The following is a 13,943-nucleotide window of genomic DNA, read 5'->3' as shown; positions in this document are numbered from 1 at the left end:
TTAAATAACGATAATAGGCGTTTAATTTTCGTCTAACCAAAGGACGTCCCCTTGAGCAATACCACTTTTTCGGCTGTTAGTTTAAAGCCAGAACTTCTTTCAAACCTCGACACATTGGGTTATACCAAGATGACGCCGATTCAGGCGCTAAGCTTGCCAACCATTTTGGCGGGTAAGGACGTGATTGGCCAAGGAAAAACCGGCTCAGGTAAAACCGCGGCTTTTGGTTTGGGCGTCTTGTCTAATTTGAATGTAAAACGCTTTCGCGTGCAGTCGCTCGTACTATGCCCAACTCGTGAGCTGGCTGATCAGGTGGCGACTGAAATCCGTACTTTAGGCCGAGCGATTCATAACATCAAGGTACTCACTTTATGTGGTGGTATGCCGATGGGACCACAAATTGGCTCCCTAGAGCATGGTGCACATATTTTAGTTGGTACACCTGGTCGTATTTTGGATCACCTTGAAAAAGGGCGTATCGACCTATCTGAGCTCAATACCCTGGTGCTGGATGAAGCGGATAGAATGCTCGAAATGGGTTTCCAAGACGCGCTAGATGCGATCATTAGTGAAACTCCTGTTTCACGCCAAACGTTGCTATTTAGTGCAACATTCCCTGCTCAAATTAAGCAGATTGCTCAGCGTATTATGCGTGAACCTGAAATGGTTAAAGTTGAATCGACGCACGATACGTCCAGCATTCAACAATATTTTTATAAAGTCGAAGGGACAGAAGCTCGCGACCAAGCACTCGAGTTACTGCTTTTACATCATCAGCCAGAATCTGCAGTTGTGTTCTGTAATACAAAGAAAGAAGTGCAAAACGTTGCTGATGAACTACATCATAAAGGTTTTAGCGTGATTGAACTGCATGGTGATTTAGAGCAGCGCGACCGCGATCAAGCGTTAGTTCAATTCGCTAACAAGAGTATCTCTATTCTGGTTGCGACGGATGTGGCCGCGCGTGGTTTAGACGTGGATAACTTAGATGCAGTATTCAACTTTGAGCTTTCACGTGATCCTGAAGTGCACGTACACCGTATTGGTCGTACTGGCCGAGCTGGTAGCAAAGGTTTAGCGTTCAGCTTCTTTAGTGATAATGAAATGCATCGTGTAGCCATGATTGATGAATACATGGATATGCCTATCGAGCCGGCGAAACTACCAGATTCAAGTGCGATGAATCGACAGCCATATCAAGCTAATATGGTGACGATTCAGATTGATGGCGGCAAAAAGCAGAAAGTACGTCCAGGCGATATTCTGGGAGCTTTAACCAGTGATGGTGGTATTGATGGCCAATATGTCGGCAAGATTAACCTATTTGCGATGCGTGCTTATGTGGCCGTACATAAGTCAGTTGCTAAAAAAGCACTGAAAAAGATGGAGTCTGGCAAAATGAAAGGTCGTCAATTCCGAGCGCGTCTACTTAAGTAGTCAGGTTAGGTTTAATTGAGCCAGCGCTAATTTGCGCTGGCTTTTGCGTTTATGCGTGCTTTGATTCTGCTAAGGCTGATGGGGGTAATACCAAGATAAGCCGCAATATGTTGTTCATTAATACGCTCACATAGCTCAGGAAAGTGTTGGCACAACAGTTGATAACGCTGTTGTGGCGAATGCAGCAGCATGAACCGTTCTTTGTTTTCTTTATACCTCAATTGTGTTTCCAACAGCTTAAGATAAATGGGATGAGCATTGTCACGCCATTTCTGCAATGTCTGCATCGGAATACATAACAGTTGTACCGGAGTGAGTGTCTCTAATAAATAAGGGGAGGGTTGATGATTGATCAAACTCTCGAATCCTATCACCCAGTCTTTTTCCCAATAAAATTCTTTGCTGAATTGTTTGCCTTGCTCGGTGAGATAGCAGGCATGACAAACACCTTGTAGTACAAAGTAGAATTCGTCAGCGTATTCGCCTTGATTGACTAGTATATGTCTTGTTGGTAGCTCTAATGGTTTGGCAATAGTGAGTAAGTGTTCGATATCATCTTGCGCAAAACCGTGGCGGAATAACTGCTGGTAAAAATCGACATCCATTTCATGATGAGCCTTCTTGTTGATAGAGCTTCTATCTTACCTTGATTTTAGTGAGTAATAAAAAACGCAGCCAATGGCTGCGTTTGAAGATAAATAATCTGGATATTGAATCAGTTATTTCGTTAGGTCAATTTTATAAACCGCGAAGCCAACATCGTCAGTGGCAACTTTGGTCATTGGATACTGACCTTTGTCCTTGATAAATTGTGCCGCTTTGTCACTTGGTGATGTTTCAAAACGAATATCCAACGCTGTATCGGTTTTTATCGGTGCAAATGACCAGTTATTGTCAGCGCTTGGGTTTACCAGCCCTTTTTCTTGGCTCACGCGAGAAATATAGTCTGCAACAACAGTGCGGTTTTCATCAGGTGAATCAAAAGCGATGAACTCTGTACCAGTTCCTGCAAACTTATTGCTGTAAGCGCGGTAGTTATTGGTGGCCACAATGAAGGTCTGCTTCATATCGATAGGCTTACCTTGGTAAGTCAAACCGACAATACGTTCTGCGCCTTCATGTTGAACTTTACAATCACCATCGTATTTTGCTGGTTGAGTCACGTCGATCTGATAGTTCACACCATCCATCACATCGAAGTTGTAAGTGCGGAAGCCATCCCAGTCAATTAACTGCTGAGGTGCTGTGCTGTTGATATCAATTTGCCTAAATTGGCCTGCGCTGCACTCTAACCACTCTTTCACTTCGTGACCTGTCATTTTGAGTGCAACTAGCGTGTTTGGATAGAGATATAAGTCAGCAGCATTACGGAACGTCAGTTGACCTGCTTCGACTTCGGTAAAGTTAGAAGGGTCATTTTTGCGACCACCTGCTTTAAATGGAGCCGCAGCAGAAAGAACTGGTAAGCCATCAAGGCTAGGATCACCTTGAATAAAGCGTTCTACATAATCTTTCTGAGCGAGGTTAACGATTTGCACCGTTGGGTCGTCTTGTACTAATGCTAAGAAGCTGTACATCACGTCATTCGCTTTACCAATCGGTTGGTTAACAAATTCGCGAGTACCTTTGTGATCATCTTGCAATGCTTTTACGATGCCAGCATCGGCTTCAGCCAGTGATGTTTTGTTAGCTTTGTCGAAAATAGGACGAGCTTGTGATTGGCCGTCTACCACACTCCACTTACCATCTTTATTTTCTAAAGTGAGGTCCATGACGCCAACATGGCTGCCCCAGCGTCCTGGCATTACCGCAGTTACGCCATTAATAGTGCCTTTTTCAACGTCAGCTCCCGGTAATTTCGCAAAATCTTTGCTTGGGAAAACCGCATGTGAGTGACCAAAAGCGATGGCATCAATACCTTTTACTTGTGTGAGGTAATAAACCGAGTTTTCCGCCCCTGTTTTGTGCGGGTCAGATGACACCCCTGAGTGTGGAATAGCCACAATCACATCTGCGCCTTCTTGTTTCATTTGTGGGATCAACTGCTCAGCGGTTTCTTTGATATCTTTGGCTACCACTTGCCCTTCAAGGTTTTTCTTATCCCACACCATAATTTGTGGTGGTACAAAACCGATATAACCAACTTTAATTTGATGAGCGTTACCGTCGGTATCTTTAAAAGTGTGTGTCTTAATTAGGTAGGGTTTGAAGTAGTGCTTACCGGTTTTTTGATCGTAAACGTTCGCGTTTACATAAGGGAAATCAGCGTCATTGATGGTTTCTGCTAAGAAAGATAAACCGTAGTTAAATTCATGGTTACCAATGTTACCTACATCATAACCGAGCTGATTCATGGCTTTATAGACAGGATGGACTTCGCCAGCTTTGATTCCTTTGGCTGCCATGTAATCACCCATTGGGCTACCTTGGATTAAGTCACCATTGTCCACTAATACGCTGTTTTGAACTTCATTACGAGCTTGTTTGACCAGGGTGGCAGCGCGAGATAATCCGATTTGGTTGGATGGCTTATCTTTGTAATAGTCGTAATCCATCACATTGGTATGGATGTCGGTTGTTTCGACAATACGAAGCTTAATTGTGTCAGCCATTGCGGGGCCAGCCATGGCCAACATACCGCCAAGAACGGCTATTGATAGAGGTTTCACTGCCACTTTCATTGTGTACTCCATTATATAGGGGAAATAAATAACTGGTGTAATGTATCAAAAGCTCATGAAACAATGATTTCAATGAGGATTAATTTGTGATGTTAAGCGTTAACTTGGTGGCATTCTGTAGCCAAGATCCCAACAATCATGACTTTTTCATCAAAAATAAGTGATTTTATTGTGATAGCTAATTAATCCCTTATCAGCTTTTGATATAAAAAATGAAATTTTAGAATTTCAGGTAATATAAAGACCTCGCCATAATGCATCTATAAATTCAGTTATGGATGACGATAATGACAGGTAAGGACACAATTTCTCAGCTTCCGGTAAAAGGGCCACGCCTCGTTGCTGTGAATGCTCAAACCCTAGTTCCTAGCACGCCATCGTACGTAAAAAGCCAACTTGCTTCAGGCGAAGTAGCACTAATTGGCGCAGGTCCTGGTGATCCTGAATTATTAACTTTAAAAGCGTTGAGCTTTCTGCAGCAGGCCGATGTGGTGCTTTATGATTACTTGGTTTCAGATGAAATCATGTCTTTGGTATCCAGTGAAACCATTTTAGTTTGTGTTGGTAAAAGAGCCGGTCATCACAGTGTTCCGCAACACAAAACCAATCAGTTATTGGTCGATTTTGCCAAGCAAGGTCATAAAGTAGTGCGCATTAAAGGTGGTGATCCTTTTATCTTTGGGCGCGGTGGTGAAGAGCTGGAAGTCTTGTTCGATGCCGGAGTTAAGTTTCAGGTGATCCCTGGTATTACCGCAGCCGCAGGCGCGACGGCTTATGCTGGCATCCCATTAACTCATCGAGATTATGCTCAATCAGCCTTATTCGTGACTGGTCATTTAAAAGCTGAAAACGATGATATGGATTGGTCAACGCTAGCCCGTGGTAATCAAACCTTGGTGATTTATATGGGGTTGATGAAGTCGAGTTATATCCAAGAACAGTTGATTGAGCATGGCCGCCAAGCCACCACACCGATCGCCATTATTGAACGCGGTACTCAGCGAACACAGCAAGTTTTCAAAGGTCAGCTTAGCGATTTATCGCAATTGGCAGCAAAAGCACAAGCGCCTTCCTTAATTGTGGTTGGTGAAGTCGTTGCGTTGTCTGACAAGCTGCATTGGTTTGGTGAGCCGGCATTTCAGCACGGCCAAGCGATTGAGACCACTCACATCAATTACGCCTAATTCTAATCATAAGGGCGCAGTAACGCTCTGAAAATACGATTGTATCAATGACTCTCATTGCAACACGCTCGCACTGCGAGCCAAAAGGAAGCATGAAGATGGACCAACAACGCTTAACCCATTTACAGCAGCTCGAAGCGGAAAGTATTCACATTATTCGTGAAGTGGCGGCTGAGTTTGATAATCCAGTAATGATGTACTCGATCGGTAAAGATTCATCCGTCATGTTGCATCTAGCACGTAAAGCCTTTTACCCAGGAAAAATTCCGTTTCCTTTGCTGCATGTCGATACTGACTGGAAGTTTCGCGAGATGATCGAATTTCGTGATCGTGCAGCACAAAAATATGGTTTTGAGCTACTGGTTCACAAAAACCCAGAAGGTCTGGCAATGGGGTGCAGTCCCTTTGTTCATGGATCTTCAAAACACACCGATATCATGAAAACTCAAGGGCTGAAGCAGGCACTGAATAAGTACGGCTTTGATGCTGCTTTTGGTGGTGCTCGTCGTGATGAAGAGAAATCTCGCGCCAAAGAACGGGTCTATTCATTTAGAGATAAAAACCACACGTGGGATCCTAAAAACCAACGCCCAGAATTATGGAAGACCTATAACGGTCAAGTAAACAAGGGCGAAAGCATTCGCGTATTTCCTTTGTCGAACTGGACTGAGCTTGATATTTGGCAGTACATCTATCTAGAAAATATTGAGATCGTACCGCTATATCTGTCTGAAATTCGTCCTGTGGTCGAGCGTGATGGCATGTTGATCATGGTTGATGATAACCGTATGAAACTTGAGCCGGGTGAAAAGGTTGAATACAAAAGTGTTCGCTTCCGCACTCTCGGTTGTTACCCGCTGACTGGCGCTGTTGAATCCAAAGCGAATACCTTGACCGGTATTATTGAAGAGATGCTCGTTGCCACATCGAGTGAACGACAAGGCCGTGCGATCGACCACGATCAGTCGGGATCGATGGAATTGAAAAAACGCCAAGGTTATTTCTAAGGATCTAAGGAAAGATTATGAATAGTGCAGTTCAAGCTCAACTTTCTGAGCTAGGTATTGAAGGTTACCTCACTCAACACCAACACAAATCGCTACTTAGATTTCTCACATGTGGTTCGGTAGATGATGGAAAAAGTACCTTAATTGGTCGTCTGCTTCATGATTCAAAGCAGATTTATGAAGATCAATTAGCCGCAGTGCATTCCGATAGTCAGCGTGTTGGTACGACTGGCGAACGTCCTGATTTGGCGCTGCTGGTGGATGGTTTGCAAGCCGAACGTGAACAAGGCATCACGATTGATGTCGCGTACCGTTATTTCTCAACTCAAAAACGAAAATTCATCATTGCCGATACTCCTGGGCATGAGCAATACACGCGAAATATGGCCACTGGAGCTTCAACGTGTGATCTTGCGGTGATTCTGATTGATGCCCGTAAAGGGATTTTAGATCAAACACGTCGCCATTCATTTATCTCCAACTTATTGGGCTTGAAGCATTTTGTAGTCGCGGTCAATAAAATGGACTTGGTTGATTATGCACAAGAGCGTTTTGAGCAAATTCGCCAAGATTATTTGGAGTTTTCCAAGCACCTACAAGGTGAGATTGATATTCAGATCATCCCGATTTCAGCATTAGAAGGCGATAACGTGGTCGAGGCGAGTCAGTTTATGGACTGGTATCAAGGACCATCTCTACTTGAGTTACTTGAAGATGTCGATGTTGATCAAGAGAAAGGCGCGGGCGAATTTCGTTTTCCAGTGCAGTACGTCAACCGCCCGAATCTCGACTTTCGAGGCTTTGCGGGCACGATAGCATCAGGTCGCATCAACGTCGGTGATTCAATCAAAGCATTGCCATCGGGCAAACAATCGACCATTGCCCGCATTGTCACTTTCGATGGTGATCTAGAACAAGCGCAGGCAGGTCAGGCGGTTACCTTGACACTGACAGATGAAATCGACATTAGTCGTGGTGACTTAATTGTCCTTGAAGGGGCGAGTGTTGAGTCAACCAACCACCTATTGGCGGATGTGGTGTGGATGACTGAGCAACCACTTCAGGCGGGTCGCGAGTACAACATCAAAATTGCAGGTAAGAAAACGGTTGGTCAAGTAAAGGCTATTCGTCATCAATATGACATCAATAACCTTTCGACCTATCAAAGTGATGAGCTGCCGCTCAATGGTATTGGATTGTGCGAATGGTCATTGAATGAGTCGATTGCTCTCGACAAGTACTTAGACAGCGCCAATACCGGTGGTTTTATCATTATTGATCGTCTTACTAACGTAACAGTTGGAGCTGGTTTAGTGCGTGATAGCCTGCAAAACTTAGCGCGCGATGAAAACCATCATTCTGCTTTCGAAATTGAATTAAATGCTCTGATCCGCAAGCATTTCCCACATTGGGACGCAAAAGATCTCAGTCAATTATTAAAGTAGTCATTGTTGTGAGAGTGAGTGATCACTCTCTTATTGAGGGATGAGTTATGTGGGAACAAGGATTGGTGTTAGCAATTTTGCTCGGCATTATTACTTGCTTGCTTGCAACTCGTATTAAGCCTAGTTTCATTTTTGCGGGTGCCGCTTTTGTGGCGTTTATGGCAGGAATGATCGAGCTAAAAAGTGTTGCGGCAAACTTCACTAACTCATCACTATTAACGTTAATTCTTCTGGTGCTGGCTTCGGCTGCTTTAGAGAAAACACGTTTGATCAGTTGGGTGAGCCGTAGTATTTCCGAAGGCACGCTTGGGTCCGTGGTAGCTAAATTAGGCTTATCAACAGCGCTGCTTTCATCATTTACCAACAATACTGCCGTCGTGGTGTCATTGATTGGCGCAGTTAAGCGTAATCAACAACATGCGCCTTCTAAGTTATTGATCCCACTTTCTTATGCGGCCATTTTTGGTGGCACATTAACTCTGATAGGAACGTCAACCAACCTCATTATTAACAGCTTTGTGGAAGATGCCGGCTTGCCGAGTTTGGGATTTTTCGCGCCGACGATGATTGGACTTGCGGTCTTATTCGGTGGTGTTTTGATCTTAATTCCGCTCAGTTATTTTTTGCCGAATTACGATGATCAAAGCCAAGAGGATTTACCTTATTTCTTAGAAGCTAGAGTCGAAGCTGGATCACCGCTGGTGGGGCGGAGTATCAGTGAAAATAATTTACGAGCACTGCGTAAACTGTTTTTAGCTGAAGTGATCCGCAATGGTGAAACCGTCGCATCGGTTGATCCTGACTTTATACTGCAAGCCAAAGATCGCCTACTGTTTTGTGGTGATATTGAAAGTGTTTCAACTCTGCAAGAGATCCAAGGTTTAACGTTGTTTGGACAACATCATTTAAACGGCCAAAGTTTTGTTGAAGTGGTGGTGAGCTCATCAGCCAGTTTTTGTAATAAAACACTTAAATCAAGCCAATTTCGTGAGCGATTTGATGCGGTTGTGGTCGCGATTCGTCGTGGTCATGAACGTTTAGAAGGTGGGCTCGGCAATATAATTTTAACCGCTGGTGATACCTTAGTATTGGTTCCTGGTAAGCGTTTTGATGCTGAACGTCGAGCACATCGCCGCGAGTTTGTATTGATCAATGATTTGGATTCTAGCGCCAAGCTTGATAGCCATAAATCCAGTTTAGTGTTGATAGGGTTTGTTGCTGTGATTGCCGCTTCGCTATTGGGGATCATTCCTATCATCAAAGGCTTATTGGGCTATCTATTGGTGATGTTGATTTGTGGCATTGTACAAATCAACGAACTACGTCGCCGTTTCCCGATTGATATTGTGGTGATCGTTGGTTCAGCTTTATCCATTGCACAACTGATGATCTCATCCGGTCTTTCTGCTCGGATGGGGCAAATGTTCATCGAAGCGTTTAATGGATGGGGGGTATTTGGTGCTTTAGTGGCGACCTATTTTGTCACCTTAGTGCTCACTGAACTAGTGACCAACAACGCAGCCGCCGCACTGGCCTTTCCTATTGGTTACAGCATGGCGATTGGCTATGGCGTTGACCCGATGCCATTTATTATGGCAGTGCTATTTGGTGCCAGTGCCAGCTTTATTTCCCCTTATGGTTATCAAACCAATTTACTGGTTTACAGCGTAGGAAATTATAAATTGAGCGATTACGTACGAATCGGAGTGCCAATTTCGTTGGTGTATTCAGCTTTGGTGTTGACACTTATTCCTCAATTTTTTCCATTTTGATGTATAAAAAGGACTTCGTTATGAGTACCGCTTCTGCCAATAAAGATGAAAATATCGTCTGGCATCAACACAGTATTGATAAACAATTTCGTGCCAAATTAAAACAGCAACAACCAGCAGTGCTGTGGTTTACCGGACTTTCTGGTGCTGGTAAATCGACGATTGCAGGAGCACTAGAGCAGCGTTTAGCACAATTGGGTTTTCATACCTATTTATTGGATGGTGACAACGTTCGTCATGGTTTGTGTAGTGATCTGGGTTTTTCCGAGCAAGATCGCCGTGAGAATATCCGTCGCATTGGTGAGTTGGCAAAATTAATGGCTGATGCAGGGTTGATTGTGCTGTCTGCTTTTATTTCACCGCACCGAGCAGAGCGCCAGTTAGTGCGTGATTTATTGCCACAGGGCGAGTTTATTGAAGTGTTCGTCAATACTGATTTAGATATCTGCGAGCAGCGTGACCCTAAAGGGCTATATAAAAAAGCTCGTGCTGGAGAAATTGCCAATTTCACGGGAATCGATTCTGAATATGAACAACCGTTAAACCCGGAAATAGACCTTCCGGCTGGTGAAAAGCCTATTGATGAACTGGTCGATCTTTGTCTGCAAGCACTGAAACAGCGTGCGATCATCGCGTAAAATTACGATACTAAATCGTCCAAAGGGCTCAGATGAGCCCTTTTGCTATTGTATTAACTATATTAACGACGTCGAGTGCTTACACTGCGTGATGAAATGAATTACTGGCCGCTTCGGTTTGCACGGTGAATTTTTGGCTTAATACGGCAACCATTTGATCGTAGTACTGCATATTGGGTTTATTACCGAGTAGCTTGCACAGCTCGTTACCCGTCGGACTAAAGCGGTAATAGAGTAAGCGAACCCCTTTGCCCATCGCTTGTAAAGACAAGTTCTTGCCTTGATAGATCAATAATAGCGCAGGTTCTAGTTCAATTTCGCCTGACTCTAACTCCGTTGCATGTAACAGACCTAACTCAATTAACACTAATAGGCTTGAGTAGGGAAGCTGAAAGCTCCCCATATTGATGGTCAAGGTGATATTGCGCTTACCTAAACTAAAAATCCCATTTGATGCTCGAACTCCAACCAACAGTTTACGGCTATTATCACTGCCGAAACTGCATGCCAATGATGATGCTCTTTGGAGGATTTGCGCCTCTTTGGGAGTCATATCTTGTAGAACTTGTAATGCCTTCAATGACGTCGAACCTGGGTTGGTCACTTCACGCTTAAGCACTTGCGCCCAAAGTCGCTGCATCGAGGAATTATGGATGTCTTGCGCCATATCAAAAAAACGATGCAACCAGTCTTGGTCTGGATCGCCAGCCGTTTCATCTTTGCATGAAACATGAGCGAGTTTGAGGATCTGTTCGAGGTTTTTTTGTCTCTGCTCTTTGCGCTGACGCTCTCTAAATAGGGCGCGATCGAGTGGTGTTTTCTGTGGTGGTTCGTTTTGCAGCAATGCATCAAGACCATGGCACTGCGCAATATTCAAAATGCGGCTGGCGCTGTCTTTTATATAACTCGATTTTTTTTCGTGGCTTTGGTTTGAGTTTGTTTGATGCTCAATCACGACAGGTTTACTGGTATCTACCATTCACATTTCCGATTCAATCGCTCATTTTATCTATAAATCAAAATGTAACGTGTAACTCATTTCGCATCTAGAAAAAACAGTCATTCTAGATCATAAATTTGAGCTACCGCCAATGATAATAAGTTGTTAAAATTGTTATCGGTATTTACGAGGTGCTTATGAAGTGTTGGAAAGAGAATAAACTAAAAAAGCCCCTATCGTTCGCCTTACTCTTTTTGGTATATGTCGCTTTGTTAGCGTATCTCTCCAAATATATAGTTTAGCTTAGACGAATCGATAGGTTGCTGCTTTGTTAATTACATATCATCGTATTCTTCGATGGCCGTCCCTTCGATCACATAAGCGGTCTCAGCCAATTCGTGGCTGATATTTTCTGTTTTCAATGTGCCGACGACATAAATCACATCCCATAACTGTTGAATGGGCGCACCTTTTGGAAATTTAACATAAATGATTTGGTTTGGTGGTGGTGGTGGCACGTGTATGCAAGCGCCAAAATACGGAACCAGTAGAAATTCGGTCACCATGTTGGCATCGCCTTCTAATGGAATCACAAACCCCGGAATTTTGACTTTACTACCGTTTAGCTCACTTCTCACACCTCCAACCTTAGACTGTTCCGCTGTCATATCACCATTATGGCTTAAGGCAGGCATGCCTTCGGGGGTGAATTGGTTTCGCTCGTTTTGTGGAATGAGATCAATCCAATCGAGCTTTAACACATCTTCGTTACTTTGGACGTAAAAGGGCAACAAGCCGGACAGCAATAAGGTGCTGATAAGTAGTAGTTTCTTCATTAATAAATCCTAAATTCGGATGGTCATACCATCACTGAGTGATTGTCGATATGCGCGCAATGCAGGAATGAAACCAATGATCACACCGGCGAGTTGTACATAAGCTAATAGTTGCCACTCATAGCGACTAATAGCACTTAAGGTAATTTGGATGCCATATTGTTGAGCAATAAATGGTTGAGCAATAGCGAGTAAAGCATATAGCCCAATAAGCCCAACGACGATTCCCATAAAAGTGAGCGTCGTGGCCTCACTGATGAGCAGGGCAAAAATATGTTTAGGTTGAGCACCCATTGCTCGTAGTATGGCCATTTCACGACGCCTTTCTTGCAAGCTGGTTAATAAGCTACTGAGCATGCCCAGTAAACCTGCGGCCACTACAAAAATGGAAACCGCCATTAATGCTTGTTCAGCGACGGACATCATGCTCCACAATTCTTGCAAGGTAACGCCCGGCATAATCGCGCTGAGGGGTTCTTGGCGATAATTATTAATTTCACGCTGTAGGGCAAACGTCTGAATTCTTGATTTCAGCCCGACCAACATGGCGGTGATCTGCTTTGGTTGAAAATCGTACTGGGCTAATTGTTCTTGCGACGGTGTATTGCCTAAATGTGCACCAGATTCCCAGCCAACGTGAATCGCTTCAATCGCTTCAAGTGATACGTGTACGGTTTTATCAACCGGTGTGCCAGTAGGAGCTAAAATGCCTACAACTTTGAATGGTAAGTTGTCATGGCGACTAAACCCAACATCGCTGATGCCATGAGCGATAATGATATCGCTACCGATGTGATATCCAAGCGTTTTGGCGACATCTGAACCTAATACTGTTTCAAATAATCCATTAAACTCAGTTCCTTGAGAAAAAGTAAGTGGTTGCTTACTTCCATATTTAAAATTCTCAAAATAGCTGTGGTTTGTGCCCATCACTCGAAAACCTTTGTGCGAGTCTCCTAGTGAAATAGGGATTGCCCATTTCACCGCGCGGTGCTGGCTAAAATCTTGGTAGCTTTTCCAGTCGATATTATTGGTGGCATTACCAATGCGAAATACAGAATAAAGCAGTAAGTTAACTTGTCCTGAACGGCCACCGACGATTAAATCAGTTCCTGAAATGGTGTTGGCAAAGCTATTTTTGGCTTGAGTGCGGATCCGTTCTACACCCATCAGCAAAATGACGGAAATAGCTACCGTCAGTATCGATAGTATGGCTGTTGTTTTACGGTTTAGGACACTTTTCCAAGCAAGGTTAGCAATCACATTCATGCGACTTCTCCTGCTTGGTTTAATTGTGGTAAGTGAATACTTCGGTCAAATAGATTTTCTAGTGTTGGGTCATGGCTGACAAAAACCAAAGTGGCCCCTGCGTGGTCCGCTTCTTCGAGTAGCAGTTCAATAAAGGCTAAGCGATTATCGTGATCGAGCGCTGAGGTTGGCTCGTCGGCAATGATCAATTGTGGCTCGCCGATGAGTGCTCGAGCGGCAGCAACGCGCTGTTGTTGGCCAATACTTAATTCAATAACTGATTTAGTAAACAGCGATTCAGCTAAGTGCAGCCTAGTGAGCAGTTGTTTGGCTTTTTCGGCCATATCCCCCTCGACCTGCTGTTTACGTATGGCTGAAAACTGACAAGGTAATATCACGTTTTCAATAACCGATAAGTAAGGCAGTAAATTAAATTGTTGGAAGATATAACCGATATGGTCGGCTCTAAATTTATCTCGTTGACGGGATGTTAGTGCTGAAAGATCGGTACCTAAAATCGAAACTCGGCCATGTTGGGCTTGGTTGATGCCCGTTAACAGGCTGAGTAAGGTTGATTTTCCACAGCCACTGGGTCCTTTTATAAATAGATGCTCACCACGTTTAACCGACAGCTGTTTGATGTTTAACGCTGATTGAGGGCTGTTGGGCCAACAAAATTCAACGTCATTCAATTCAATGACAGAGGCCAGCGATAGAATATGCAGATCACTCATGGTTGATTCCTGTAACAACAA

Annotated in this window: 12 protein-coding genes; 6 read left to right on the top strand and 6 right to left on the bottom strand. The window is 43.8% G+C overall.

The window, feature by feature from the left end:
• The first annotated feature begins 51 nt into the window (after nt 1-51).
• Nucleotides 52-1,437: an ATP-dependent RNA helicase DbpA gene (gene dbpA, locus HGG78_RS01140; protein WP_053309502.1), complete on the top strand. Its 1,386-nt coding sequence runs from the start codon at nt 52-54 to the stop codon at nt 1,435-1,437.
• A 26-nt stretch (nt 1,438-1,463) separates the two neighbouring features.
• On the opposite strand, the gene HGG78_RS01135 is transcribed toward dbpA, so the two are convergent.
• Both HGG78_RS01135 and cpdB read right to left on the bottom strand, forming a co-directional pair.
• Nucleotides 1,464-2,042, bottom strand: coding sequence for a Crp/Fnr family transcriptional regulator (locus HGG78_RS01135; RefSeq protein ID WP_053309501.1), 579 nt, complete (start codon nt 2,040-2,042; stop codon nt 1,464-1,466).
• 114 nt (nt 2,043-2,156) lie between these two features.
• Nucleotides 2,157-4,118, bottom strand: coding sequence for a 2',3'-cyclic-nucleotide 2'-phosphodiesterase (gene cpdB / locus HGG78_RS01130; protein WP_168520879.1), 1,962 nt, complete (start codon nt 4,116-4,118; stop codon nt 2,157-2,159).
• Nucleotides 4,119-4,405: 287 nt separating this feature from the next.
• On the opposite strand from cpdB, the gene cobA reads away from it, so the two are divergent.
• The 5 genes from cobA to cysC all read left to right on the top strand — a co-directional run bounded on the left by cobA (nt 4,406) and on the right by cysC (nt 10,164).
• Nucleotides 4,406-5,302, top strand: coding sequence for a uroporphyrinogen-III C-methyltransferase (gene cobA, locus HGG78_RS01125; RefSeq protein WP_172531854.1), 897 nt, complete (start codon nt 4,406-4,408; stop codon nt 5,300-5,302).
• Nucleotides 5,303-5,400: 98 nt separating this feature from the next.
• A complete protein-coding gene (gene cysD, locus HGG78_RS01120) occupies nt 5,401-6,309 on the top strand; it encodes a sulfate adenylyltransferase subunit CysD (RefSeq protein WP_053309498.1) in 909 nt (302 codons plus the stop codon).
• Between the two features lie 17 nt (nt 6,310-6,326).
• Nucleotides 6,327-7,754 (top strand): sulfate adenylyltransferase subunit CysN, encoded by a 1,428-nt coding sequence (gene cysN / locus HGG78_RS01115; RefSeq protein WP_168786518.1) that lies wholly within the window; start codon nt 6,327-6,329, stop codon nt 7,752-7,754.
• A gap of 47 nt (nt 7,755-7,801) precedes the next feature.
• Complete coding sequence (locus HGG78_RS01110; RefSeq protein WP_053309496.1) at nt 7,802-9,526, top strand: SLC13 family permease; 1,725 nt, start codon at nt 7,802-7,804, stop codon at nt 9,524-9,526.
• A gap of 20 nt (nt 9,527-9,546) precedes the next feature.
• Nucleotides 9,547-10,164 (top strand): adenylyl-sulfate kinase, encoded by a 618-nt coding sequence (gene cysC / locus HGG78_RS01105; RefSeq protein ID WP_168520887.1) that lies wholly within the window; start codon nt 9,547-9,549, stop codon nt 10,162-10,164.
• Nucleotides 10,165-10,243: 79 nt separating this feature from the next.
• Here the strand turns inward: cysC and HGG78_RS01100 are convergent, their stop codons facing one another.
• The 4 genes from HGG78_RS01100 to HGG78_RS01085 all read right to left on the bottom strand — a co-directional run bounded on the left by HGG78_RS01100 (nt 10,244) and on the right by HGG78_RS01085 (nt 13,922).
• The gene (locus HGG78_RS01100) at nt 10,244-11,143 is read right to left on the bottom strand and encodes a TIGR03899 family protein (RefSeq protein ID WP_172531853.1); all 900 of its coding nucleotides are present in this window, start codon (nt 11,141-11,143) and stop codon (nt 10,244-10,246) included.
• A gap of 296 nt (nt 11,144-11,439) precedes the next feature.
• A complete protein-coding gene (locus HGG78_RS01095; protein ID WP_053309493.1) occupies nt 11,440-11,940 on the bottom strand; it encodes a DUF3299 domain-containing protein in 501 nt (166 codons plus the stop codon).
• 9 nt (nt 11,941-11,949) lie between these two features.
• On the bottom strand, nt 11,950-13,209 hold the full coding sequence (locus HGG78_RS01090) for an ABC transporter permease (RefSeq protein ID WP_172531852.1): 1,260 nt from the start codon (nt 13,207-13,209) through the stop codon (nt 11,950-11,952).
• Nucleotides 13,206-13,922: an ABC transporter ATP-binding protein gene (locus tag HGG78_RS01085; RefSeq protein ID WP_053309491.1), complete on the bottom strand. Its 717-nt coding sequence runs from the start codon at nt 13,920-13,922 to the stop codon at nt 13,206-13,208. Before HGG78_RS01085 ends, HGG78_RS01090 begins: the two co-directional genes overlap by 4 nt.
• Nucleotides 13,923-13,943 lie beyond the last annotated feature (21 nt).

The organism is Vibrio aestuarianus, assembly GCF_012395185.1.
Lineage (GTDB): Bacteria > Pseudomonadota > Gammaproteobacteria > Enterobacterales > Vibrionaceae > Vibrio > Vibrio aestuarianus.
The sequence above is the reverse complement of the archived record's forward strand: the minus strand, read 5'-3'. Positions and strand labels throughout refer to the sequence as shown.